The organism is Streptomyces sp. NPDC052299 (assembly GCF_040679335.1).
In the GTDB taxonomy this organism is placed as follows: Bacteria; Actinomycetota; Actinomycetes; order Streptomycetales; family Streptomycetaceae; genus Streptomyces.
Window position 1 is genome coordinate 137,699 of sequence record NZ_JBFAUP010000011.1, and the last position, 25,075, is coordinate 162,773.

A 25,075-nucleotide genomic window follows, 5' to 3' on the forward strand; every position below is an offset into this window, starting at 1 on the left:
AACGCGTCCGAGACCGGTCGGGCCATTCGTGATGAATTCGGGCTCGACTGGTGGCGCGAGGGCCGGATAGACTCGGACGGCTTCCGTCGGGGGCCGTGTCCGGAATCACACAGGAGCAGGCAGCGTATCTCGATGACCACAGCACTTCCTCCTCTCGTTCCGAATCGCGCGGCCACCGACCGGCGCCGGGTGGTCACCGAGACGGACACCTCGGGTCCTTTCCCCGTCGAGTACCGATTCCGGCCGGCCGATGGTGACGCCCAGCACCTGATCGTCGTGTTCTCCGGGCTCGGCGCGCCCAACGGTTATCATTTCGCGGGTAAATCCCTGATGGAGCTGCGCGCGAACATCCTGTGGATTCGGGACGACTTCGACGGCCATTACAGCTATTACATGTGCCGGAACATGGATTTCGGCATCGAGGCGTCGGTTGCCGGAGTCATCGAGCGCACGCTCGCCCGTCTCGGGCTCGGCCGGGACCGGGTGAGCCTCCTGGGCGTTTCCAAGGGCGGCAGCGCGGCTCTCTATTACGGCCTGCGGTACGGATACCGGAATATCGTCACCGTGGTGCCGCAGTTCCTGATCGGCAGCTATGTGCGCGACAGGCCGGTGACGGGTCAGTACATGCTGGGCGAATCGATGCCGCAGCAGAACGTGGATGTGCTCGACGGCGCCGTGCCGGACATGCTCAAGGCACGCGGTGGTCAGGGCCACAACATCTATCTGTTCACCTCCGAGGCCGACGAGCAGTACGAGACGGAGATCAACCCGCACCTGCAGCTGTTCTGGGCCTGCGAGAACTTCAACTTCATCCGCACGGATTCCCCGATGGTGCGCCAGCACGGCGAGGTGTCCGGATACAACATGCCGCTCATCGCCGGTGTGCTGTCGGCCCTCACGGAGGGGGCGGACCCGCGGCTGGGGTTCGTGGAGAACGGCAAACAGCAGGTCAACGAGATGGAGCGGCAGTCCTACCTGTACGAGGTGCGGGCATCGGACGCGCTGACGGCCGTGGTGAAGAAGCAGGACATCCGCGGCGCGAACATCATCCTCTCCGGAGATGCTTTCATACCCGGGGAGTCTCCTTATTCGCATTCCATGACGACGAAGAGCCTCATCATGGAGAGCGGGAGCCGTCACTTCGAATACCCCTTGGCCACGACCGAGGCGAAGTACCTGTACAGCCAGTACTTCGACCGGTTCTCCTGCGACTACCCCCACGGGGGGTTCGAGCCGGAATCGCCTTCGGGAATCTCCATGAAGGGGCTCCCGGTAGGTACGTACAACCTTTCCGTGCGTGTGACGAGTCCGGCCGAGGGGATAGACAGGCGGACCGCTCTGGTGGCTCGCCGCCCCTTCGACATCAGGCGGCCGGTCGGTGGGAATGAGGCTGTTCTGATCGGGGACGGAAAGCGGGTCCGTCTGATACGCCGCCCCATTGTCGGCCAGTTCTCACCGGAGACGGTCTTCTCGCTGGAATCCTCCTGGCTGAAGGACCGGACGCTCCATGTGGAGGGCGCGCTCTTCGTCCATGGAATCGAGGCGGGCGACCGGGGGCACGGCCAGTACTATCTGGTGCTCCAGGGCCAGGGCTCCACGCACTCGTTCCGGCTCGGAATGTCGAGCAAGGCGGCGGCGATCCGCAAGCACGTCCGGCGGGGCGATTTCGGGAACTACGACTTCGCCTATTTCGCGACGTCGGGGTACAAGGGCGTCGATCTGCAAAAGGCCGCACCGGGCGTGTACGAGGTCTATATCTCGCTGAGCACCGGTGGGTCCCTGTTCTCGGCCGCCGCCGGAAGCATCACACTGGACTGAGGGAACGGGCGGGGGAATTCGGGGCGGAGAGCCCCGGGCTCCCCCGCCCGTATTCTCACGCGCGCTCGCGCTCCTGCTCCCCCGGCCGCCCCATCACGAGCGGCACCGACATCCGGCCCGGGTCGCCGCCCGCGGTGGCGTTCATCGTGTCGATGACGTCGAAGGCCCGCCGGCAGTTGTTGGTGTCCCGCAGCACGAAGAACTCCTCGGCGCGGCGGCGGTACTCGGGCTCGACCTCGAAACCGCGGGCGATGGAGGCGATGATCTCGTCCACCGCGTGGTCCACGGTCCCGCAGGCGGGGCCGAAGCCGTCGCGGGCCAGGTCGAAGTAGCCCCGCTTGTAGTGCTTGCTGTAGAACGCCTCGTCGTCGAAGTTCGTGTAGACGATCGGCTTGCCCATGTACGCGACGTCGAAGAACACCGACGAGTAGTCGGTGACGAGCATGGCGCACTCGCGCATGGCCAGCTGCACGTCCCGGCCCGTCGAGGAGACGGTGATCGACGGGTGGTCGATCCGGAAGTGCTTCAGGTACGGGCGGATCTCGTAGTGCGGCATGAACTCCAGCTCCACGCCGTAGTACTGGAGGGCCTTGAGCAGCCTCTCGTCCCGGAGCAGCGCGGAGAAGAAGCGGTAGTACTCGGACGCGGCGAACGGTATCTCGGGCTTGGCCGCCTTGTTGTACGACGGGGCCACGATGTCGCGGCGCCAGGTGGGCATGACCAGGACCTTGCGCGGGCCGTCGATCGGCTTCAGCGCGTCGTAGCGCGGCAGTCCGGTGGCGGCCACGCGGTCGTAGCCGTACCCGCAGTGCTCGGCGTAGTAGGCGCGTTCGCTGCGGCCCGTGGTGAGGACCATGTCCACGTTGGTGACCTGGGCGTGGATGGACTGCACGACGTCGTTGTAGACGACGCCGTGCTGGAGGAAGACGCGCTTGTAGCGCAGCAGGTCGCCGTAGCCGCGCAGGAAGGCCCGCTTCGAGAGGCCCGGGAAGCCGAGGTACGCCTCCAGGTCGTAGGCGTTGATCAGCCTGGTGGCGTGCAGCAGGTAGGCGCGGTACTTCCAGGAGAGGCGGTCGACCACCTGGCCGAGGTGGTCGACCTTCGCGCGGTCCTCGGCGTCGCCGTTGATCGCGTAGAAGACCTTGCGCTTCGGCTCGTTCTCCCTGATCCACTTGAACAGGTGGTACGAGTTGTCCTGGGCCGTGTCCTCGCGCTCGCCGATGATCCAGATGTTCTTGCGGTGCAGTCGCGGATACGTCAGCCAGTACAGCAGCCGGGTACGCCAGCCGGACCGGCCGGGCAGCGAGTTGCGCACCTCCTCGCGCAGGCGGCGGAGCCGGTGGCCCGCCTTGCGGAGCGGGCCGGTGATCCGGCGCAGGGTCACGGACTCGTCGGCGGCGATGCTCAGCCGGACCCGCGACCGGCCGGACCGGTGCACGCCCTTGAAGCGGTGCAGCATCTGGCGGGCCTCGACGGCGATGTCGTGGCTGCGCTCCGCGTCGTGGACACGGACCCGGAGGGTCAGATTCCGGTTGGAGAGCGAGGCGAGGTCGCCGGGGCGGGCGGTGGCCCGCCAGCCCGCGTACCAGTCCTGTTCCTTTCGGGCGCGCCAACGGTCGCGGCGGTAGACCTGCTCGATGGGCAGGGCGGTCTCCCGGTGGCCGTCGCCGAGGACGAGTTCCAGGCGGTTGCCGAACAACTGGGCGATGTCGACTCCGGAGAGGACGAGCAGCCCCTCGAAGTGCAGGTGGTCGCCGTCGGGGACGAAGGTCTCCAGGACGGCCTTCTGCCTGTCCACCCGCAGCAGCGCGGTCGGCGTGCGGTCCGCGTCGAGGCGGCGGTGCAGCCCGTCGTCGTCGACGAACAGCCGGGGCAGGTAGGCGGGCTTGGTGTACGGGTCACAGAACAGCTCGAAGTTGCCGGTGCGCACGGCGTGGTGCTGGAGGCGCGACATCGGCACGCCCGCGTACTGGAGGATCAGGTCGTCGGGTATCGGCCGGTAGACATCGACCAGGGCGGGGAAGATCCCGGCGATCTCCGCCCGGCTCATGATCCGGTGGATGTTGCGCAGGTGCGGCTGCATGGAGCGGACCACGAAGCGCATGGCCAGCCGTCCGGCCCGGTCGTCCAGCCGCTCCGCGAGCCGGATGACGTGGCGGCAGAGGCGGATGAGTTCCTGGGTCTTGACGGGGTCGTTCCAGGCCAGGTCGAAGAGCGAGTCCCGTCGCTCGGGGTCGCGGGCGAACGAGGTGGCGGTGGGTGCGGTGGTGACCGTACCGGCGTGCAGGAGGGCGGGCACGGTGAGCCAGGCGCCCTCGAAGCCGGGGCCGTGGCCCGTGCGCAGGGCGTACCGGCGCAGCAGGGAGGTCCGGAACAGCTTGGTGCCCAGCTCGGCGGAGAAGATCAGGTAGGGCGCCTTGTGCAGCCGGTCGACGCGGGGCGCGTCGGCTCCGAAGTAGCGCTTCCAGGGCGCGTCCGCGCTGCTGCGCGGCCCGGGGAAGTTGTCCTGGTCACCGACCACCACGTCGGCGTCGCACCGGCGGGCGGCGGCCACCAGCCGGCCCAGGCAGTTCTCGCCGAGGATGTCCTGGGCGCTGGTGAACATGACGTACGGCGCGTGCACGTAGCGCAGGCCGTTGTCGTAGCTGGAGCGCGCGCCGAGCCTGATCTGCGGGACGACCTCGACGTTGCCGTGGTACGCGGCGAACTGGGCCAGCTGCGCCGAGGTGGCGTCGGTGGAGCCGTCGTCGACGAGGATCACCTGGACCGCGGCGAACTCGCGCTGGGCGAGCAGGGAGCTGAGGAACTCGTAGAGGTGGTACTCGTCGTTGTGGCAGTGCACCACGACCGCGGCCTCGTACGACTCCGGGACGGTCGCCGGTTCCGCGGCCGGGCTGTTCTGCCACCACAGCCAGGGGGTGCCGCGCGGGCGGTCGACGGTCTGCTGCTCGGTCGTCTCCGGGCGCAGCGCGAGGTTGCCGCTGACCGTCTCGTAGATCTCGTACGTGCCCCGGGGCCCGTGGTAGCGCTCGCGTGCGATGTCGAGGCCCGTGACCGCGACGGTGGTGGTGGCCCGCTCCCCGCCGTGCCGCAGCTGTACGAAGAGGTTCCAGTTGCCCGCCCGGTCGGCCGCGCCCAGGGTGGCGGCCAGGTCCACCGTCGTGTGGTAGCGGATGAACTCCTCGTCCACGTCCACGCCGGTCACCTCGAAGGAGTGGTCGGCCTTGGTGCTGCGGCGGCGGAGCACCGCGGTGAGCTCCAGCTTGTCCTTCGGCCCGACCCTGGCGAACTGGTTGCGGATGTAGCCGGTGACGTGGAGGGTGCTGTCCCGGATCTCCACGAGGGTGGCCTGGTTGAACAGCCGGGAGTCGGAGAGGCTGTTGCCGGTCAGGTCGAGGTCGGTGACGTCCAGGAAGCGTTCGGCGTCCGGCCGGCCGAGCAGCGCGGCGGACCAGTAGACCTTGTCGTCCCGGCGCACCAGGTCGGAGCTGAGCACGCTGCGGCGCTGGGTGTAGTCCGAGACGCTGAGCGCCAGGTCCACCCGGCCGTGCATCAGGCAGAACGCCCGTACGCGCTCCAGGGGCCCGCACAGGTCGTAGACCTCGGACGGCAGCGTGCGGAGGTACGGGGCCACGAAGCCGGCAAATCCTGCCCGGAACTCCGCGTCGCCCGTGCGCAGCTCGGGGGTGTACAGCCGCAGGTCGTGCGAGAGGAACTTGGCGGCCTTGTGGGCGAGCAGCTCCTGCTCGCCCTGCTGGATGAGGAAGGCGTCCGCGTACTGGTGCACCAGGACCCGGTCCCGGATGCTGCGCAGCTCCCCGCGCCGGTTGGTGATGGAGGGGGTGTCGGTCTCGCGCTCCCAGATCCACCGGTAGACGGGGGCGGCGAGCAGGGTGACGGAACGCGCGGAGTACCAGGCGACGGTCGAGAAGTACGTGTCCTCGAAGAAGAGTTCCTCGGGGAAGCGGATGCCGTGGTTGAGCAGGAAGTCCAGCCGGTACAGCTTGGCCGCCGCGATCGGGTCCTGCAGCAGGTCGGGCATGGCGCGCAGACCGCCGTCGACCGCGCGGTCGGTCCCGTAGAGCTGGGGCTGCCAGATGGTGATCTCGTCCTTGGCGAGGTTCACCCGGAGCGCGCGCCCGGCGGTGATGTCCGCGCCGGTGGCGACCGCGGAGGCCACCAGGGTCTCGCACGCCTTGAGGGGCAGTTCGTCGTCGGCGTCGAGGAACATCACGTACTGGCCGGTCGCGGCCATGATGCCGTTGTTGCGGGGCGCGCCCACGCCGCCGCTGTTCTGCGGGCGTTCGACGATCCGGACGCGGCGGTCGCCGGCCGCGAACTCGCGTGCCACCTGGAGGGTCCCGTCGGCCGACGCGTCGTCCACGACGATCACCTCGACGGCGCGGTGCGTCTGGGCCAGTGCGGACTGGAGGGCCCGGCCGAGGGTGGCGCTCGCGTTGTAGGCGGGCACCACGATCGTCACGGTGTACAGCGAGGGGTCGGCGGGCGAGGTCATCGGACGGACCCCTCGCTCTCGGCCCAGTAGGGCAGCGCGCGGAGCTGCTGCGTCTCGATGTCGGACGGGTGCGGCGTGTAGGGCCGGGGGTACGGCTGGAAGCCGAGGTCGTCGTCCTGCTCGGGAAGGGGGAACTTCTCGGTGAGGACCTGGGCCTGCTCGTCGGCGGCGTCCCCGCCCCTGCGGTGGCGTCCGCGGTGCAGGTGCTCGGCGATGACGCCGGCCTGCGAGGGCTCGGTGGCGAGCTCGTCCATGAGCCGCGTGAAGTCACGGGTGGACAGCCAGAACTTGTACATGATCACGAGCTCGAACAGGCCGAGCGCGGCGGCGGATATCGCGGTCGTCCAGAGGATCTGGCCGATCAGCGGCGCCACGATGAAGATGAACATCTGGAACTCGATGCCGCTGATCAGGTGCGGCCGGATGCGGCTGCGCAGCAGGGCCTGCCGGAAGCGCGTATACCAGGGGAAGCGGTTGCGGAACTGGGCGTGCAGGTCGACCACCTCACCGGCCTGCTGCTTGAGGACCTCGGCCTCGACGCCCGGGTTCTCCCGGAGCAGGTCCTCGATGAAGACCACCTTGGGCTGGTCGGCCGTCTCCGCCGCCTCCCGCCGGGCCTGCTCGTCCTCCAGCGCCTTGCGCTCCAGCGTGACCTTCTCGATCTTCATGCGCATGGACATGCGCATCTTGTAGATCTGCAGGGCGTCGACGTACCGGAGCATGTCGAGGAAGACGACGGCCAGGGCGGCGAGCAGGTAGAGCTCGTTGTGGGTGCGCAGGTACTGGCCGCCCATCAGGGCGAGCGCGCAGAAGAGGACCCGGATGCGGTCGAAGACGTAGTCGAGCCAGCCGCCGAAGACGGTGCCGTTGCCCTTGAGGCGGGCGAGTTTGCCGTCGATGCAGTCGAGGATGAAGCTCAGGTGGTAGAGGGCCGCCCCGATGACGAGCGAGGGGGTGTCGCCCTTGAGGAAGAAGTACGCGGAGCCGAGGCCCACGAAGAGAGCGGACCAGGTGACGCGGTTCGGGGTGATGAATCTGAACTTGGCCATCCCGATCAGCATGCGCGTGGCGACGGGGTCGACCAGCAGGACGGTCCACCATGCATCGCGCTTCTTGCATGTCAGCTTCTGAACGGCGCGCAGCGACAGCTTCCCCATAACCCCTCAGACAAACACGACTCACGCGGTCAACGCGGCCCCATCGGCCTGCAAAAAGTCGCAATCAAGGGGCGTTCACATAATGGACACAGGAGCTTCACCTGTGATCCACATAAAGACAGGATTAGACCCTACCAAGATCAAGGTTGATCCCGAAACCATCAATCATGATCAGGCAGGCGCGCGCGACCGCCCCCGGGCCACAGGTCAGCCTCCCGCGACCACGGTCCACTGGGCGAAGACGAGGCCGGCTTCCCCCTGCACCTGACGGGTGATCCTCAGCCGCCCGTCGTCCCCCAGCACCGCGACGACCGCCCGGCCGAGGCCGTCCACCGCCACGGCCGGCGGCACCACCGAGGTCTCCCCCGCGTCGAACCACCACACGCCGCTCTCCGGCCGTCCGTCCGCGTGCGCGCCCACCAGGCACGCACCGGACTCCCCCGACCGCACCAGCACCGTGCAGCCCCAGCCCTGGATGTCCACACCGGCGACCCCGGCCACCGGCCCCGTACCGTCCGGCCCTCCCAGGCTCACCGCACCGGCCCCCGGCACCTGCACGCAGACCTCGTTGCTCCCCGCGTACCGGTAGCGCACCGTCCCCGCTTCGGGGGCCGCCGACAGGCTGCCGGGGGACGGGCTGACCGCGCCCGCGGCGTCCGCCGCCCACTCGCCTCCCGGCGTCGCGCGGTGCCACCGGACGGCCGCGGCCGCGTCCCTGACCCGGGCCCAGACCTCGGGGACCCCCGCGTCACCGGTGAGGGCGACCAGCTCGTCGGCGACCATGACGCCGCGCAGGTGCTGCCAGGCGCTCCATCGGCCGTCCGCCCCCTGGCGTCGGGTACTGATGCTGTGGCCGACGTTGCGCACGAAGACGTGGAGGCCCCCCTCGGCGTCGAAGGCCGCGGCGGGGAAACCGGCCTGGCGGCTCTTGGCCGGGTCGTTTCCGTGCGGGTTGCCCGCGGAGTGCCAGGGGCCCAGCGGGCGCCCGCTCTGGTACTGGGTCGCGTGGACCATCTCGACGAACTTCTCGCCGTCCGGCCGCTTCCGGCGGCGCAGACCGAAGAGGTGCACATAGCCCTGGGCGTCCTGGACGACGTCCAGGCCGGGCAGCAGGTCGGGTCCGTCGAGGAGTTCGGGACCGGTCCACTCGTCGGCGCCCGCGCGGACCTCGGTCCAGCGCAGCACCCCGGCCGCCGACGGCAGGTAGGCGGAGAGCCGCCCGTCCACCCCCCTGACGAGCCAGCGCAGCGGCAGCGGGTGACGGGCACTCGCACGAACCCCCAGCGAGGCCGACGCCCCGGCACGATGGCACCGGACGAACACCGGGGCCCCGCACTCCCGCTGGTAGGTGCGCGCGGCGGAGACCGTGGCACGCGCCACGCTGCCGCGCAGCGGCGGCTCGGTGACGACCGGGCGGTTGGCCTCCAGGTCGATCGAGGAGTGCCCGGGGTCCGGGTCCAGGGTGGTCACCAGCAGCGGCCGCAGCTCGCGGAGGGCGTCGAGCACGGAAGCGGTGATCTTGCCCGGTTCGGCGTCGATCACCCAGGGCTCGTCCGCCACCCGGACCCCGCGTGCCGCGGCCTCGGCCACGGCACGGCCGAACGCGGCCCGTTCGTCCGGAGTGCCGGGCTGGGCACAGACGACATCGACCACCGGACCGGCCGGCCGTTGCAGCGCCAGCGGCTCCACGGCGTCCCCCGGCGTCGCGACCACGATCGCCACGCCACCCGCGTCGCCGGCCCGGGCCGTGCGCACGCGGTCGCGTGCCGGCCGGCGGCGCTCCGACCGGCGCTCCCCTCTGCGTGCCATGCGCTGCGCCCCCCTCGTGTGTGGAGCCGGGCTGATGGACATCCCGGCTCACAAGAAGATATGCACTCTCGCCCCGGTCAGGAAATCCACCCATAGCGCTGCGATGTCCGCCGGATTCCGTCATACATGATCGTTTTCGCCCTCGACCGGTCACCAACACCCCGCCCCGGACCGCCCGGTCTGTCACAGTTACGCGACAGCCTTCGTACGTACACCTGATCGACTGCTTATAGTGCTCATCCCGGGAAAACGAGGACCGGCTCCACCCCCCACCCGAGTCCCACCCCCACCACCTGCGCCCTGACCAGGCCACAAGCTGTGAGGACTCACTCAGGATGAGCCAAGACGACACCACCCCCGGCCAGGGGAGTTCCCCGGAGACCCCCCGCCGCCGCGGGCGCAAGCGGGTCCGGACGCGGGGCCAGCGAATACGGCGGGTGATCCTGATCTCGTCCCTGGTGCTCGTCGTCGCCGCCGGCGGCACCGCGTGGTGGTTCTGGAGCCACCTCAACGGCAACATCAAGGGCGTCGACATCAACAAGGCGCTCGGTGAGGACCGCCCCGAGAAGCTCCCGACCAGCGGGCAGAACCTGCTGGTCCTGGGGTCCGACTCGCGGGCCGGCTCGGAGAACAAGGAGCTGGGCGGCGGGGCCGGGGTCAGCGGCGCCCGGTCCGACACGGCGCTCGTCGTGCACATTCCGGAGGGCCGCGACAAGGCCATCGCCGTCTCCATCCCGCGCGACACCCTGGTGACCCGGCCCGAGTGCACCAAGGGCGACGGCTCCACGGTCGCGGGCAAGGACCGTGTGATGTTCAACTCGGTCTACTCGCAGGTCGGTCCGGCGTGTGTGGTCAAGACCGTCGAGAAGATGTCCGGGGTGCGCATCGACCACTACCTGGAGATCAACTTCGCCGGGTTCAAGGGGCTCGTGGACGCCATCGGCGGGGTGAACATCGACGTCAAGGAGCCCATCCACGACAAGAAGACCGGGCTGAACGTCGACGCCGGACCGCACAAGTTCGACGGCACCGAGTCCCTGAAGTTCGTCCGCACCCGGTACAGCCTCAGCGACGGCACCGACCTGAGCCGCATCGGCCTCCAGCAGCAGTTCCTCATGGCGCTGCTCAAGGAGGTCAAGAGCCAGGACCTGCTGGGCAGCCCGACGAGCGCCTACAAGATCGCCAACTCGGCCACGGCGGCCCTGACCACCGACGACGAGCTGGCCTCGCTCACCTCGCTCGCGAAGTTCGCCCGGTCCATGAACGGCGTCGACCCGGACACGATGGAGACGATCATGCTCCCCGTCGAGTACGACAAGATCGACCACAACCGCGTCGTCGCCGTCGAGTCGCGGGCGAACGCGCTGTGGAAGGCGATCCGCGAGGACGCCCCCATCCCGGAGTCCGCCAAGAAGTCCCCGGCGCTCGGACAGGGCTGATCCGGACGAGAGGCCCTACGGCCCCGGGAACGCTCCCGGGGCCGTACGCGTCACCCGGACCGGCGCGTACGGCTCAGACCCGCCGGGCCGGTCCCAGCGCGAGCCCCGGTTCGTCGTTCTGCCGGGCCACGTAGAGCCCGCCGCGCTCGCCGATCATCGCGAGCACCACGCGCCCCTCGCCGTCGAGCGCCAGCGCCGGGGGCGCCGAGGTGCGTTCGCCCGTCGCGGCCCACCACAGGCCGCCCGCCTCGTTCTCCGTACCGCAGGCCGCGAGCATCACGCGGCCGTCGCGGGTGCGGTGGGCGAGCACCGTGCAGTCGTAGTCGTCCAGCTCGGCGCGGAGCACGGCGACCGGGCCCTCGGCCGGGGTGTCCCCGATCGTGATGGGCGGGGCGTCCAGACGGGTGGCGACCAGGGTGCCGGTGGTGGCGTCGGTCCAGTAGAAGGTGTTGCGGTCGGGCGCGGTCTCCAGCACGCTCACCGCGCCCCCGGCGATCTTGACGGTCAGGTTGTCGCCCTTCTGGAAGGCGCCGCCCGGCTCGGCCTGAGCCCACCGCATGGCCTTGTTGGTGCCGGGGACCAGGAGCTCCATGCGGCCCGACTCGGCGACCGCGACGGCCATCGTCTCCTTGCCCAGGGTGCCCCTGAGGTCCTTCCACGCCTCCCACTTGCCGTTCTTCGCCTCGCGGCGCAGCATCATGCCACCGTTGGCGTTGCGCACGAAGACGTGGACCATGCCGGTCGGGGCGACGGCGGCGGCCGGCGGGCCGATGCGGGCGGCGCGCTCGTCGCCGTCCTTGTACGGATTGCCCACGGTCCGCCACGTGGTGACCGGGCGGCCCGTCTGGTACTGGATGGCGTGCACGAGGTCGACCTGCGGCTGCTCCTCGTCGCCGTGCACCGTGCGGCGGCCGATGAAGTGGACGTAGCCGTCCGGGCCCTGGGCGACGCCGAGGTGGGTCAGGTGCGGGGCCGGGAAGAACTCGGGGCCCTGCCAGCCGGGGCCGCCGGGGCGCTCCTCGGTCCAGCGCAGGAGCCCGTCCTCGGTGCGGGCGTAGGCGGTGAGCCTGCCGTCCTTGCCACGCACGAGCCAGCGTCCGTCGACCGGGGTCTCGCCGGTGCCACGGGCGCTTTCGACGTCTCGCAGGGCGTCGTCGCCCTTGCCCGAGGCGCTCCCCTGGGCACGTCTCGACCTGACTCGCATGTCGTGGCGTCTTCCTTCCGTGATGGTCCGCCCCCGATCTGCGGCTTTGTGTCACGACCGGCATCCGGAAGGCGGGGAGCACCCATCATAGAATCACCGTTCGAACCCTTGGAATCACCGCGTCCGCACCGCTTGCGCGGGGATTCGGCGCGCCCCGGCATGACACTCTTGCCGCATGACGAACCCGCTGCCCCTGGTGATCGTCGACGCCGCCAATGTCGTCGGGTCCGTCCCGGACGGCTGGTGGCGCGACCGGTGGGGCGCGGCCGAGCGGCTGCGCGACTCGCTGGTGCCCTTCGCTTCCGACGGCCTGCCCGGTGTGCCCGGCCCCGTCGAGCTGGTGCTGGTGGTCGAGGGGCGGGCCCGGGACGTCGCGCCGGTGCCCGGGGTGCGGGTGGAGGCGGCCCCGGGCAGCGGTGACGACCTGATCGTGGAGCTCGCGGCCGGGGCCGCGCCCCGCCCCTGTGTCGTCGTCACCGCCGACCGGGAGCTGCGCCGCCGGGTCGAGGCGCACGGGGCGCGGTGCGCGGGGCCGCGTACGGTGCGGCCCTGAGGGTCAGACCCGTTCGCGGTTCACCCGGCTGTGCGAGCGGCCGTACGCGAAGTAGATGACCACGCCGATCACCATCCAGACGCCGAACCGCAGCCACGTCTCGGCCGGCAGGTTGAGCATCAGCCAGACCGAGGCGGCCACCGACAGGACCGGGACCAGCGGCACCCACGGCGTGCGGAAGGCGCGGTGCAGGTCCGGGCGGGTGCGGCGGAGCACGATGACGCCGAGCGCGACGACCACGAAGGCGAAGAGCGTACCGATGTTCACCAGCGTGGCGAGCTCGTTGATGCTGGTCACCCCGGCGACGACGGCGATGACCACGCCGAGCAGGATGGTCGGGCGGTACGGGGTGCGGAAGCGCGGGTGCGTCTTGGAGAAGAACCTCGGGAGCAGGCCGTCGCGACTCATCGCGAAGAACACCCGGGTCTGGCCGAGCAGCAGGATCATGCAGACCGTGGTGAGGCCGACGGCGGCACCGAAGCTGATGACGCCCGCGTAGAAGGGATGCCCGACGGCCTTGAAGGCGTCGGCGAGCGGGGCGCTGACGGACAGCTCGGTGTAGTGCTGCATGCCCGTGACGACGATCGAGACGGCGACGTACAGCACGGTGCAGATGAACAGCGAGGCCAGGATGCCGCGCGGCATGTCGCGCTGCGGCAGCTTCGTCTCCTCCGCGGCCGTGGCGACGACGTCGAAGCCGATGAAGGCGAAGAAGACGATGGAGGCGGCGGTGAAGATGCCCATGACGCCGAAGTTCGTCGGGGCGTAGCCGAAGATCAGCTGGACCAGTGGGGCGTCGAGCCCGGAGCCGGAGGGCTGGGGCTCGGCGTCGGGGATGAACGGCGAGTAGTTCGCGGTGTCGATGAAGAACAGGCCCGCGATGATGACGATCAGGACGACGGCGATCTTTACGGCGACCACCACCGTGGTGACCCGCGCCGAGAGCTTCATGCCCAGCACCAGGATCACGGTCAGGACCAGCACCAGGGCGAAGGCCAGGATGTCGAAGCCGAAGCCGTCCGCCACGTCCGGCCCGGCCAGCACGTCCGGCAGGTGCCAGCCCGCGTTGTCCAGGAGCGAGCGGACGTAGCCGGACCAGCCGACCGCCACCACCGCCGTGCCCAGAGCGAACTCAAGCACCAGGTCCCAGCCGATGATCCAGGCGACCAGTTCGCCGAGCGAGGCGTACGAGAAGGTGTACGCGGACCCCGCGACCGGCACGGTGGACGCGAACTCCGCGTAGCACAGGGCGGCCAGCGCGCAGACGACACCGGCGACGACGAAGGCGATGGCGGTGGCCGGGCCGGCCGTCTCCTTGGCGACCTTGCCGGTGAGGACGAAGATGCCGGTGCCGATGACGACGCCGACCCCGAAGACCGTGAGGTCGAGGGCCGAGAGCGACTTCTTGAGGGCGTGCTCCGGCTCCTCGGTGTCGCGGATGGACTGCTCGACCGTCTTGGTCCTGAACAGCCCGTTCCCGCTCGGGGGCAGGTCCTGCTGCGTGCTCACCGGCGTACCTCCACGCACTCGTCGTGCACGCCATGTTCCGGACCCGGCCCCGTCACCCGTTCGCGGCACGCCTGGGGCGGCCGTATTTCACGCGAACGGGCCGGTCGGACCACTCGTTACGGGTGGTCCGACCGGCCCGTCCGGCCGAAGCTGCGGTGCGCGTCAGTCCCGGACGCGCTCCGCGACGGTGCGGTCCTCCGCCGTCTCGTAGCGCCCGTCCAGCTTGGCGACCAGGCCGGTGACCTGGCGGGCGATGTCCGGGGCGGTCAGCCCGATCTCGGCCAGGACCTCCTTGCGGGAGGCGTGGTCGAGGAAGACCGGCGGGATGCCGAAGTCGCGCAGCGGCACGTCGACGTCCGCGTCGCGCAGCGCCTGGGAGACCGCGGAGCCGACGCCGCCCACCCTGCTGTTGTCCTCGACGGTGACGACGACGCGGTGCTGCGCGGCGAGCGGGGCCAGGGCCTCGTCCACGGGCTTCACCCAGCGCGGGTCCACGACGGTCGTGGAGATGCCCTGGGCGTCGAGCAGGTCGGCGATCTCCAGGCACATCGGGGCGAGCGCGCCGACGGAGACGAGCAGCACGTCGGGCCGCGCGGCGCCCGGCTCGCGCAGCACGTCCATGCCGCCCACCGTGGAGACGGCCTTGACCGAGGGGCCGACGGCGCCCTTCGAGAAGCGGACGACCGTGGGTGCGTCGTCCACCTCGACGGCCTCGCGCAGCTGGGCGCGGACCTGGTCGGCGTCGCGCGGGGCGGCGATCCGCAGGCCGGGCACGACCTGGAGGATCGACATGTCCCACATGCCGTTGTGCGAGGCGCCGTCCGTGCCGGTGATGCCGGCCCGGTCCAGGACGAAGGTGACCCCGCACTTGTGCAGGGCGACGTCCATCAGGACCTGGTCGAAGGCGCGGTTGAGGAAGGTGGCGTACACCGCGAAGACCGGGTGGAGGCCGCCGGTGGCGAGGCCGGCCGCGGAGACCGCGCCGTGCTGCTCGGCGATGCCGACGTCGTAGATCCGGTCCGGGAACTCCTTCTCGAACCCGGTCAGGCCGACCGGCTGGAGCATGGCCGCGGTGATCGCGACGATGTCCTCGCGCTCGTGGCCGAGCTTGACCATCTCCTCGCCGAACACCGAGGTCCAGTCGAGGCCGGAGGTGGCGACGGGCAGGCCCGTGTCGGGGTGGATCTTGCCGACGGCGTGGAAGCGGTCGGCCTCGTCCTGGAGGGCGGGGGTGTAGCCGCGGCCCTTCTCCGTGAGGCAGTGCACGATGACCGGGCCGCCGAAGCGCTTGGCGCGCTGGAGCGCGGACTCCAGGGCCTCGATGTCGTGGCCGTCGATCGGGCCGACGTACTTGAGGCCGAGGTCCTCGAACATGCCCTGCGGGGCGATGAAGTCCTTCAGGCCCTTCTTGGCGCCGTGCAGCGTCTCGTACAGCGGCTTGCCGACGACGGGGGTGCGCTCCAGGAGGTCCTTGCCGCGGGCCAGGAAGCGTTCGTAGCCGTCGGTGGTGCGCAGGGTGGCCAGGTGGTTGGCGAGTCCGCCGATCGTGGGCGCGTAGGAGCGCTCGTTGTCGTTGACGACGATGACGAGCGGGCGGTCCTTGGCGGCGGCGATGTTGTTCAGCGCCTCCCAGGCCATGCCGCCGGTGAGGGCCCCGTCGCCGATGACGGCGACGACGTGGTCGTCCTTGCCGCGGACCTCGTTGGCCTTGGCGAGGCCGTCGGCCCAGCCGAGGACGGTGGAGGCGTGCGAGTTCTCGATGACGTCGTGCTCGGACTCGGCGCGCGAGGGGTAGCCGGAGAGGCCGCCCTTGCTCTTGAGCCTGCTGAAGTCCTGGCGGCCGGTGAGGAGCTTGTGCACGTAGCTCTGGTGGCCGGTGTCGAAGAGGACCTTGTCCTTCGGCGAGTCGAAGACCCGGTGCAGGGCGATGGTGAGCTCGACCACACCGAGGTTGGGTCCGAGGTGTCCGCCGGTCTTGGAGACCGCGTCGACCAGGAAGGTCCGGATCTCCTCGGCGAGCTGCTCCAGCTGCTCGGGAGTGAGCCGGTCGAGGTCACGCGGTCCGCCGATGCGGGTCAGCAGATCCCATCCGTCGCCCACCACCGCCCGTGCGTGACGCGCTTCGCGCGGCTGTGTCACCGTGCCTCCTTGCGATTGTGCTGGTCGAGCATGCCGATCCGATGAGTCTAACGGCCTCCCCCCGAAGCGGGAGTCGGGGCGTGCTGCCCCTTCCGTGCCGGTACGCGCCGGAGCCCGGCGCCCTCCGTGGGGGCGCCGGGCTCCGGCGGGTGGTGCGCAGGGCGCGCGGCCTGCGGTGTCGCGCCGTGCGCTACGCGCGGCCCGCTGTCTTCTGCGTCTTGCGGGAGACCGAGTCGATGATCACGGCGATGAGGAGGACCGCACCGGTGATCATGTACTGGATCGCGTTGGACGACAGGTTCATCTGGTTGAGGCCCTGGACGATCGACTGGATGACCAGGATGCCCAGGAGCGCCGACCAGACCTTGCCGCGTCCGCCGAACAGGGACGTACCGCCGATGACGGCCGCTGCGATGCACATCATGAGCTGGTTGCCGCCACCGAGCGAGCGGTCGGCGCCGCCGGTCGCGGAGGCCAGGAAGAGACCGCCGACCGCGCCGAGCGTGCCGGAGATCATGAACACCGAGATGCGGATCCAGGACACGTTGATACCGGCACGGCGCGCGGCCTCGACGCCGCCGCCGACCGCGAAGACCTGACGGCCGTACGTGGTGCGGCGCAGCACGAAGTCGGTGATGACCAGGATCGCGAGGAAGATCACCAGGGAGAGCGGGAGGCCCTGCTCCTGGTTGAACGCGTACGCGGCGAGGAGGGACAGCACGGCGAGCAGCGCGGTGCGCAGGATGATCTCGCTCTGCGGGCGGGACGGCAGCTCGGCGGCCTTGCGGCGCCGCGCGTCGCGCAGTTGCGTGAGGTAGAAGAGGACGATCACGACCACGGCGAGGCCGTAGGCGGCGGCGACGTCCTCGAAGTAGTAGCTGGTCAGGTCGCGGACGAAGCTGCCGAGCGGGGTGGTGATGGTGGACTTCTCACCCATCACCCAGGTCTGCATGCCGGCCCAGCCCAGGAAGCCCGCCAGGGTCACGACGAACGCGGGCACACCGATCTTGGCGAAGACGATGCCGTGGAAGGCGCCGATGACCGTGCCGGAGAGGATGCCGACCACGATGGCGAGGCCGTCGGGCATGTCCGTGCCGAGGACGGCCCACACCGCGCCGGCGAGACCGGCGACGGAGCCGACCGCGAGGTCGATCTCGCCGAGCAGCAGGACGAAGACGATGCCCACGGCCATGATGCCGGGGCCCGCCGCGTACAGCGTGATCTGGTCGAGGTTGTACGAGGTGAGGAAGTTGCCGGTCTCGGCCTGGAAGACGATGCCGATGATGATCAGGCCCACCACGACGGGCAGCGAGCCGATCTCGCCCGAGCGCACCTTGCGCTTGAACTCGGTCCAGTAGCCCTTGAAGCCCTGCTCGCGGACGAGCAGCCGGGGGTCCACGACCCGTACCGCGCCCTCCGCGGCCGCGGGAGCGTCGGTGGTCTCCGCCTGGGCCGGGATCTTGGCCGAGGTCTCGTTGGTGTTGCTCACTTGGATGCCTCCGCGCTGCGCGACTTGCGGCGGGTCACGGCGTTGTCCGTGGCGCCCGTGATCGCGGCGATGATTTCTTCGTGGCTGGTCGTGGCCACGGGGAAGACGCCGTTGTTGTGGCCGAGTCGCAGCACGGCGACCTTGTCGGCCACGGCCTTCACATCGGCCATGTTGTGGCTGATGAGGATGACGCCGAGGTTCTGCTCGCGCAGTCGCTCGACCAGGTCGAGGACCTGTGCGGTCTGCTCGACGCCGAGGGCCGCGGTGGGCTCGTCCAGGATCACGATCTTGGGGTTGCCGACCAGGGCGCGGGCGATGGCCACGACCTGGCGCTGGCCGCCGGAGAGCGCGGCGACCGGGATGCGGACGCTGGGGATGCGGATGGAGAGGGTGGACAGGAGGTCCTGGGCCCGCTTCTCCATGGCGACCTCGTCGAGGACGCCGCCCTTCTTGATCTCGCGCCCGAGGAAGAGGTTGGCGACGACGTCCAGGTTGTCGCAGAGCGCGAGGTCCTGGTAGACGGTGGCGACGCCGAGGTTCTGGGCGTCGTGCGGACGGCTGATGTCCACCTTCGCGCCCTCCCACTCGATGACGCCCTCATCGATGGGGTGCACGCCGGCGATCGTCTTGACCAGCGTGGACTTTCCGGCACCGTTGTCGCCGACGAGGGCGACCACTTCTCCGGCGTGGACTTCGAGATCGACACCGGAGAGGACCTGGACCGCTCCGAATCGCTTGAAGACTCCACGCAACGCCAGCACGGGCGTCTGTGACACGTGAACCATCTCCTTCGCCGCCTGACCGGCGGGGATGTGCCGCCTGACCGGCGGAGACGCCGCGCCGCGAGGGCAGCGTCGGCATACGGGAAGCACTGGGGGGTGAAGAGTGTCCGGCACCCGGCCGGAAGCGGGGTGTGAGCCGGCCGGGGCCGGACAGTCATGGGGCGGGCGGCTTCCGCCGTGCGGGGCGGAAGGGGGCCCGTACGCGCCGGGGCCGGCCGGCCCCGGCGCGAGGAGGGACTACTTGATGCCCAGCGCGGTGCACTTGGCGGCGATGTCCTTGACGCAGACGTCGGCGACCTTGTAGATGCCGTCCTTGATCACGGTGGACTGGATGTTGTCCTTGTTCACCACGGTCGGCTCGAGCAGCGTGGACGGAACGCCGTCCGTCTCGCCCTGGGCGCCGATGTCCTTGCCCTGGAGCAGGTTGACGGCGAACTTGGCGGCCTCGGGGGCCAGCTGCTTCGGCGACTTGTAGATCGTGAAGGTCTGCGTACCGGCGATGATCCGCTGGATGCCGGGGAGCTCGGCGTCCTGGCCGCCCACCGGGATGTCCTTGATGCCGGCGTTGGTCAGGGAGGTGATGATGCCGCCCGCCATGCCGTCGTTGGCGGAGTAGACGGCGTCGATCTTGCCCTTGCCGACCGAGGAGATGGCGGCGGTCATCTTCTCGCCGGCGATCTTCGGGTCCCACTCGCCGGACGCCTCGTAGGCGATCTTGATCTTGCCGTCGAGGGACGCGTGGGCGCCCTTCTTGAACAGACCGGCGTTCGGGTCCTTCTCGTCGCCGTTGATCATGACGAGGTTGGCCTTGGCGGCCTTGGCGCCGAGGGCGTCGAGGACGGCCTGGCCCTGGAGGCGGCCGATCTTCTCGTTGTCGTGGCTGACGTAGGCGTCGGCACCGGCGATGGCGCGGTCGTACGCGACGACCTTGACGCCCTTCTTGTGGGCGGCTTCGACCCAGGCGGCGGACTTCTCGGCGTCGACCGAGGAGATCGCGATGACCTTGATGCCGTCGGCGATCTGCTGCTCGAACTGCTGCTTCTGCTGGCCGACGTCACCGCCCGCGTTGTTGTAGACGACCTCGCAGTCGGCGCAGTCCTTCTTGACCGCCTCGATGAACAGCGGCTTGTCCAGCGTCTCGTAGCGGGCGGTCTTGTTCTCCGGGAGCAGCAGACCGATCTTGGTCTTGCTGCCCGAGTCCGCCGAGTCCTTCTTGTCGTCGCCGGCCTTGCCGCAAGCGGCGAGGGAGACGGCCATCGAAACGGCGGCCGTGCCTATGACGATGCGTCGCGTCATTGCGTTCATTGGGGGTTTGCCTCCCTGACGAGGCCGCAACGTCGCGGCCGAGGTGGCTGGAAGTCAACTCGGCCGCGAGGGCGGCGTCAAGGAGTAAATCCTTAACGAGATGACAACGGTGCCATTCGTTATCTAAGTGAAGGCAGGAGTGGCCGCGGGGAGGGTGCTCTCCAAAAGGGTTGAATCCCCCATCTCGCTGAGGACGAGCGCCAGTGCGCCCAGCACCTCGGCACGGCCCCCCAGGGCCCCCGGGAGCACGGACAACTGCCGGGCCGCGCTGGGGATCGCGTAGCGCGACACGGAGTCCCTGATGGGCCCCAGGACCAGCTCCCCGGCCTCCGCCAGCGAGCCGCCGAGCACCACGCGGCTCGGGTTCAGCAGATTGCAGAGGTTGGCCACCCCGCTGCCGATGTGGCGCCCGACGTCGCCGATCACCCGCCGGCACCCCGGATCCCCCTCGCGGGCCAGCTGGACCACCCGCTCCATGGTGAGATCGGGGCCGTGGCTGGGCTGGAGCAGGGGCAGGACGTAGCGCGCGGCCGTGAAGGTCTCCAGGCAGCCGCGGTTGCCGCAGCGGCAGACCGGGCCCGACTCGTCGAGGGTGATGTGGCCGATCTCGCCGGCCGTGCCGCCCGGGCCCCGGTAGATGTGCCCGTCGATCACCAGACCGGCGCCGACACCGCTCGCGACCTTGATGTACGCGAGGTCCCTGACCCCCCGGCCGCTCCCCCAGACCAGCTCGCCCAGGGCTCCGAGGTTGGCGTCGTTGTCCACGTACACCGGGACGCCGAGGCGCGAGGAGAGCTCCTCGCTGGGGTTGATGCCCGTCCACCCCGGCAGGATCGACGTCGAGCCCAGGGTGCCGGACTCGACGTCGATCGGGCCGGGTACACCGAGGCCCACCCCGATGACCTTGCCCGGGCTGATCCCGGTCGTCTCGATCAGCCGGTTGACCAGCTGTTCCGCCCGCCCGAAGCCCTCGGCGGAGGAGGCGTCGACGTCCAGCGGCTCGGACTCCTCGGCGAGCACCTGGTGGGCCAGGTTGCCGACGGCCACCCGCAGGTGGGTGTGGCCGAAGTCGACGCCGATCACGATGCCCGCGTCGCCGCTCAGCGAGACGCTGCGGGCCCGCCGGCCGCCCGCCGAGGTGGGGGTCACCTCGACCGTGCCGCTGTCCTTCAGTTCACGAACGATATTGGAGACGGTGGCCGCGGAGAGGCCCGTGCTCCTGGCGATCTCCGCCTGGGTGAGCGAACCAGCCATGCGTACGGCGCGCACGACCCGCTCAAGGTTGGCGCGATGCAGAGACGTCTGCGACCCCGGAGTCTCCATCGACTCACTCACTCCTGCCATATTCTCCAACATGTGAACTCTAAGCTGACCGTTTTCGGGCGGGCCCCGTCAAGACCTTGAGCAGTCGGAGCCACCGATGAGCACCGGCCCCGGGCCCGGCGGCCCGGGCGAACTCCCCCGTACGCAGACGAACCGCCCGCCGGCTGGGATGCCGGCGGGCGGTTCGTTTCGTTCGTGAAGTGCGTTCGGGCCGTACGGGGCTTTACTTCACCGCCCCCGCGGTCAGCCCCGCCACCACCTGGCGCTGGAAGATGATGTAGGCCGCGAGGACCGGCAGCATCGCCATCACCAGACCGGCGAAGAGCCCGGACCAGTCGCCCTTGTAGCCCTGGCTGCTGGCGAGTTCGACCAGTCCCTGCGAGAGCACCCGGTACTTCGGGTCGGTGTTCAGCACCGTCGGCAGCATGTACTGGTTCCACTGGCCCAGGAAGTTGAAGATGCCGACGCTGATCAGCCCGGGCTTGGCCATCGGCAGCATGACCTGGAAGAACGTCCGGGTGTGCGAGGCCCCGTCGATCATCGCCGCTTCCGCCACCGAGCCCGGCAGCGTCCGGAAGAAGGAGGTGAGGAAGAAGACGGTGAAGGGCAGCGAGTACGCGATGTAGACCAGGATCAGTCCGTGCCGCGTGTTCAGCATCCCCATGTTGTTCATCACGAAGAACAGCGGGACCAGCGCCAGGATGATCGGGAAGCTCATCCCGCCGATGAACAGGTAGTAGATGAAGCGGTTGCCCGGGAAGTCGAACCGGGCCAGCACATAGGCCGCCATCGAGCCGAGCAGCAGCGTGCCGACGAGCGAACAGCCCACCACCACGATCGTGTTGAAGAAGTAGTCGCTCATGTGCGCCTGGCTCCAGGCGCGCGACCAGTTCTCGAAGTGGAGCTTGTCCGGCAGCGCCCACGGCGTGGACAGGATCGAGTCGTCGTCCTTGAACGACGACATGATCGCCCAGAGCAGTGGCATGACCACCAGGATCGCCCAGATGATCAGCACGCCGTGCGAGAAGACGTTGAGGGTCTTGCCCTCGCTGTTCTTCTCCTTGCCCGCCGGGGCGGGCGACTTGGACACGGGGGCCGGATCCGTCGCCGCGACCACGGGAGGGGTTTCAGTGGCCTTCACGCGTGCTCACCTCGTACTACTGTCGAGCCGGCCGCCGCGGCCGGGCTGTCTTGCCTGCTGGGGGTCCGGGGAACGCGCCCCGCGGAGCGGGGCATCAGAACTCCAGCCGCTCGCGCCGGCCCAGCCGCATCACGACGGCGGCGAACGCCATGGTGACGATGAGCAGTCCGACACCGATCGTCGTCGCGTATCCGGCCTGACCGTCGCGGAAGGCGGTCTGGTAGACGTACAGCGGCAGGATCGACGTCGAGTAGTCGGGGCCACCGGGGCCGACCGTCATGACCTGGACGGCCGTGAACGCCTCGACGCCGAGGGCCAGGATGCCCATGTAGACCCAGCCCGACTGGATGGTGTCCCAGAGCAGCGGGACGGTGATCTTGAAGAACGTCGTGATGCGGTTCGCCCCGTCCAGGAGCGCCGCCTCGTAGAAGTCCTTGGGAATGGACGCCATTCCGGCCGAGAAGAGGACGACGAAGAAGCCGACCGTCGACCAGACCAGCACCACCATGACGCAGATCAGCGCCAGATTCGGATCGCCCAGCCAGTCCGGCTGGACGGAGTCGAGACCGATCCCCTTCAGCGCCGAATTCACCATGCCGGAACGCGGGTTGTACGCGAACTGGAACAGCAGGGCGACGATGACGATCGACAGGACCTGCGGGAAGAAGTAGGCGATCTTGTAGAAGCCCGATCCCCGCACGCCGGCGACCGCGGCGTTCTTCCGCCGACGGCCTCCGACGTTGAGCATGAAGGCGAAGAAGAGCGCGAGGCCCAGCGTCACCAGCGGCAGCACCAGCACGAGAATCACGCTGTGCTGGAGCGACTTCCAGAAGATGTCGTCCTTCAGCATCCTGGAGTAGTTGCCGAAGCCGACCATCTTGAAGTCGGGGCTCAGTCCGGTCCAGTCCGTGAAGGAATAGTAGATGGCCTGGATGAACGGCCAGATGACGAAGACCGCATACAACACCAAGGGGACTACCAGGAACCCCACAATGAACCGGTACTTGCCGTGCTGCATCGTTTACCGACCCCGATCTTTCCGCGGGTGCCGCCGCTGGTGACGGTTGCTCACTGGTGCTTGTAGTGCTTGATGGACTGGTCCTTGGCCGCCGCGTCCGCGAATGCCTGGATCTTCTTGATGGCCTCGGCCGGGGTCAGGCGGCCCGCCATCATCTCACCGAGACCGGCGGTGCCGATCTGCTCCTTCTGGAGCTTGACGTACCAGTCCTGCATACGCGGGTTCACCACGTTGTCGCCGGCCTTCTTCAGCGCGTCGACGCCGGACTGCATGGCCGTGGAGAGGGTCAGGCCGTCGGTGCCGCCGTTGAAGGCGCTCAGCGACTTCACCTGCTTGGTGAAGTTCTTCGAGGACTCCTCGGAGAGCATGATGCGCAGCTGCTCCATGCCGCCCTGCGGGTTGGCCGCCTTGGCCGGGACGACGAAGGGCTCGCCGCCGGACGCCCAGATGGTGCCGAAGGGCATCGCGTCGGACTTGTCCAGGCTGGACGGGGCCGCGACCATCATCTTGAAGTCCTTGGGCGTGGTCGGCGCCGCCTCGTTCTCCACCCACGAACCGTTCGGGATGAAGAGCGCCCGGCCCTTGGTCCACTCGGTCTGCGACTGGATGTGGGTGAGGCCCGGGGTGCCCTTGAGGATGTACCCCTTCTTGTACAGCTCGTAGTACGCCTCGAAGGCCGCCTTGACGGCGGGGTCCTTCCACGCGTTCGGCTCCAGGTTGTCGATCTTGTCGAGAACCTCCCGGCCACCGATCTTGGCGATGAACGGGTAGAGGGAGAACGGCAGGTAGTACGGGTACTTACCGGCGTACGTCCAGCCCGCGATGCCCTGCTTCTTCGCCTTGGCGCAGAGGGCGAGCATGTCGTCCCAGGTCTCGGGGTACTCCGCGTCCAGCTTCTCCAGGTTGGTCTGCGAGTACCACACGCCGTACACGGTGTACGCGTAGTACATGATCCAGACCGGGTCGCCCTCGAACTGGCCCATCTCCAGAACGCCCGGACGCAGCGTGTCGCGGACCTTCTTGCTCGGGTCGTCGTAGGACGGGGCGTCCATCAGCGGGGTCAGGTCGAGCAGCTGCTTCTTGCCGACCAGGACACCCATGTCCATCTGCTCGGCACCCGAGTTGTCGATCAGGTCCGGCGGGGTGCCGCCGTTGAAGCGCGGCTGGAGCTGCGACTGGATCTTCTGCGTCGAGGTGTGCTTGACCTTGGCCTTCGGGAACGCCTCGCCGTACTTCTTCTCGGCGTCCTTGGCGTACTGGTCGCCGAATCCGCCATTGAAGATCACCACGTCGAGCGCGGCGCTCTCATTGACACCCAGCGGGTTCTTCGCGCTGGTCTTGCCCTTCTTGACGGGCTCGTCGCCACCGCTGTCGCCGCTCGCGCAGGCGGACAGGAAGCTCATGGTCGGAACGGTGATCAGACCGAGTGCGGCAGAACGCTTGATCACATCGCGACGGCCAAGGCCCTCATTGTTGTGGGCGGAGGTGGATCCCATGCTCAAGTCCTCGCCTTCTCCAGGACTCAGGCGGTGTGTACCGGTCGCCCCGTCGTAATTCGCCTCAGCGAAGGGCCCCGCCACCGCGGTCAGTTGCGCTTGGGTGGTACAGATTTCAGGCTAACGATTGCCGTGGGGGGCGCCGGGGGACCGGACAGCCGACGCACCTGCGGCGTCGCGTTGTCGTGCCCCCGTGTCCCCCAGCCGCACAACCGGTGAACCAGCTGTGCGGACGCCGACAGGTATAGTCCACTTGCCGCCAACTGAGCAAGATCGAAAGCAAGGTTGCACGGCAGTCTTTCCCGAGTTGAGACCTCGCGGATACCTCGACACTCCGGACCCTCCTTCGGATGTAACGATTTCCGCATTCCGGTCGA

The 25,075-nt window shown here is 69.1% G+C and carries 16 protein-coding genes; 3 read left to right on the plus strand and 13 right to left on the minus strand.

Annotated features, from left to right (window positions below):
• The first annotated feature begins 132 nt into the window (after nucleotides 1-132).
• Nucleotides 133-1,818: a hypothetical protein gene (locus tag AB0L33_RS20380; RefSeq protein ID WP_365683296.1), complete on the plus strand. Its 1,686-nt coding sequence runs from the start codon at nucleotides 133-135 to the stop codon at nucleotides 1,816-1,818.
• A 55-nt stretch (nucleotides 1,819-1,873) separates the two neighbouring features.
• Here AB0L33_RS20380 and AB0L33_RS20385 read toward each other — a convergent pair whose 3' ends face one another.
• From AB0L33_RS20385 to AB0L33_RS20395, 3 genes are all read right to left on the minus strand, one after another.
• The gene (locus AB0L33_RS20385) at nucleotides 1,874-6,334 is read right to left on the minus strand and encodes a glycosyltransferase (protein ID WP_365683298.1); all 4,461 of its coding nucleotides are present in this window, start codon (nucleotides 6,332-6,334) and stop codon (nucleotides 1,874-1,876) included.
• A complete protein-coding gene (locus AB0L33_RS20390) occupies nucleotides 6,331-7,491 on the minus strand; it encodes a CDP-alcohol phosphatidyltransferase family protein (RefSeq protein WP_365683300.1) in 1,161 nt (386 codons plus the stop codon). Before AB0L33_RS20390 ends, AB0L33_RS20385 begins: the two co-directional genes overlap by 4 nt.
• Before the next feature lie 207 nt (nucleotides 7,492-7,698).
• Entirely contained in the window at nucleotides 7,699-9,300 is a 1,602-nt protein-coding gene (locus tag AB0L33_RS20395) for a hypothetical protein (RefSeq protein ID WP_365683302.1), read from the minus strand.
• A gap of 335 nt (nucleotides 9,301-9,635) precedes the next feature.
• Here AB0L33_RS20395 and AB0L33_RS20400 point away from each other — a divergent pair, with 335 nt between their 5' ends.
• Entirely contained in the window at nucleotides 9,636-10,739 is a 1,104-nt protein-coding gene (locus AB0L33_RS20400) for an LCP family protein (RefSeq protein WP_365683303.1), read from the plus strand.
• Nucleotides 10,740-10,812: 73 nt separating this feature from the next.
• Here the strand turns inward: AB0L33_RS20400 and AB0L33_RS20405 are convergent, their stop codons facing one another.
• On the minus strand, nucleotides 10,813-11,943 hold the full coding sequence (locus AB0L33_RS20405) for a hypothetical protein (protein ID WP_365683306.1): 1,131 nt from the start codon (nucleotides 11,941-11,943) through the stop codon (nucleotides 10,813-10,815).
• A 175-nt stretch (nucleotides 11,944-12,118) separates the two neighbouring features.
• Here AB0L33_RS20405 and AB0L33_RS20410 point away from each other — a divergent pair, with 175 nt between their 5' ends.
• A complete protein-coding gene (locus tag AB0L33_RS20410; RefSeq protein WP_365683309.1) occupies nucleotides 12,119-12,496 on the plus strand; it encodes an NTP pyrophosphohydrolase in 378 nt (125 codons plus the stop codon).
• A gap of 3 nt (nucleotides 12,497-12,499) precedes the next feature.
• Here the strand turns inward: AB0L33_RS20410 and AB0L33_RS20415 are convergent, their stop codons facing one another.
• The 9 genes from AB0L33_RS20415 to ngcE form a co-directional block, all read right to left on the minus strand.
• Nucleotides 12,500-14,005, minus strand: coding sequence for an amino acid permease (locus AB0L33_RS20415; protein WP_365683312.1), 1,506 nt, complete (start codon nucleotides 14,003-14,005; stop codon nucleotides 12,500-12,502).
• A gap of 162 nt (nucleotides 14,006-14,167) precedes the next feature.
• Complete coding sequence (gene dxs / locus AB0L33_RS20420) at nucleotides 14,168-16,144, minus strand: 1-deoxy-D-xylulose-5-phosphate synthase (protein WP_365683314.1); 1,977 nt, start codon at nucleotides 16,142-16,144, stop codon at nucleotides 14,168-14,170.
• A gap of 190 nt (nucleotides 16,145-16,334) precedes the next feature.
• On the minus strand, nucleotides 16,335-17,633 hold the full coding sequence (locus AB0L33_RS20425; protein ID WP_365683315.1) for a sugar ABC transporter permease: 1,299 nt from the start codon (nucleotides 17,631-17,633) through the stop codon (nucleotides 16,335-16,337).
• On the minus strand, nucleotides 17,630-18,418 hold the full coding sequence (locus AB0L33_RS20430) for an ATP-binding cassette domain-containing protein (protein WP_063822575.1): 789 nt from the start codon (nucleotides 18,416-18,418) through the stop codon (nucleotides 17,630-17,632). Before AB0L33_RS20430 ends, AB0L33_RS20425 begins: the two co-directional genes overlap by 4 nt.
• Before the next feature lie 234 nt (nucleotides 18,419-18,652).
• Nucleotides 18,653-19,711, minus strand: coding sequence for a substrate-binding domain-containing protein (locus AB0L33_RS20435; protein ID WP_365683531.1), 1,059 nt, complete (start codon nucleotides 19,709-19,711; stop codon nucleotides 18,653-18,655).
• 132 nt (nucleotides 19,712-19,843) lie between these two features.
• On the minus strand, nucleotides 19,844-21,043 hold the full coding sequence (locus AB0L33_RS20440) for an ROK family transcriptional regulator (RefSeq protein WP_164399655.1): 1,200 nt from the start codon (nucleotides 21,041-21,043) through the stop codon (nucleotides 19,844-19,846).
• A gap of 223 nt (nucleotides 21,044-21,266) precedes the next feature.
• Entirely contained in the window at nucleotides 21,267-22,184 is a 918-nt protein-coding gene (locus AB0L33_RS20445; RefSeq protein WP_365683317.1) for a carbohydrate ABC transporter permease, read from the minus strand.
• Nucleotides 22,185-22,278: 94 nt separating this feature from the next.
• The gene (locus AB0L33_RS20450) at nucleotides 22,279-23,202 is read right to left on the minus strand and encodes a sugar ABC transporter permease (protein ID WP_365683319.1); all 924 of its coding nucleotides are present in this window, start codon (nucleotides 23,200-23,202) and stop codon (nucleotides 22,279-22,281) included.
• Nucleotides 23,203-23,252: 50 nt separating this feature from the next.
• The gene (ngcE, locus tag AB0L33_RS20455; RefSeq protein ID WP_365683321.1) at nucleotides 23,253-24,698 is read right to left on the minus strand and encodes an N-acetylglucosamine/diacetylchitobiose ABC transporter substrate-binding protein; all 1,446 of its coding nucleotides are present in this window, start codon (nucleotides 24,696-24,698) and stop codon (nucleotides 23,253-23,255) included.
• Nucleotides 24,699-25,075: the final 377 nt, after the last annotated feature.

Coding starts and splice junctions, on each gene's coding strand:
- AB0L33_RS20380 (WP_365683296.1), top strand. CDS start 133: ATGACCACAGCACTTCCTCCTCTCGTTCCGAATCGCGCGGCCACCGAC.
- AB0L33_RS20385 (WP_365683298.1), bottom strand. CDS start 6,334: ATGACCTCGCCCGCCGACCCCTCGCTGTACACCGTGACGATCGTGGTG.
- AB0L33_RS20390 (WP_365683300.1), bottom strand. CDS start 7,491: ATGGGGAAGCTGTCGCTGCGCGCCGTTCAGAAGCTGACATGCAAGAAG.
- AB0L33_RS20395 (WP_365683302.1), bottom strand. CDS start 9,300: ATGGCACGCAGAGGGGAGCGCCGGTCGGAGCGCCGCCGGCCGGCACGC.
- AB0L33_RS20400 (WP_365683303.1), top strand. CDS start 9,636: ATGAGCCAAGACGACACCACCCCCGGCCAGGGGAGTTCCCCGGAGACC.
- AB0L33_RS20405 (WP_365683306.1), bottom strand. CDS start 11,943: ATGCGAGTCAGGTCGAGACGTGCCCAGGGGAGCGCCTCGGGCAAGGGC.
- AB0L33_RS20410 (WP_365683309.1), top strand. CDS start 12,119: ATGACGAACCCGCTGCCCCTGGTGATCGTCGACGCCGCCAATGTCGTC.
- AB0L33_RS20430 (WP_063822575.1), bottom strand. CDS start 18,418: ATGGTTCACGTGTCACAGACGCCCGTGCTGGCGTTGCGTGGAGTCTTC.
- AB0L33_RS20435 (WP_365683531.1), bottom strand. CDS start 19,711: ATGACGCGACGCATCGTCATAGGCACGGCCGCCGTTTCGATGGCCGTC.
- AB0L33_RS20440 (WP_164399655.1), bottom strand. CDS start 21,043: ATGGAGACTCCGGGGTCGCAGACGTCTCTGCATCGCGCCAACCTTGAG.
- AB0L33_RS20450 (WP_365683319.1), bottom strand. CDS start 23,202: ATGCAGCACGGCAAGTACCGGTTCATTGTGGGGTTCCTGGTAGTCCCC.
- ngcE (WP_365683321.1), bottom strand. CDS start 24,698: ATGGGATCCACCTCCGCCCACAACAATGAGGGCCTTGGCCGTCGCGAT.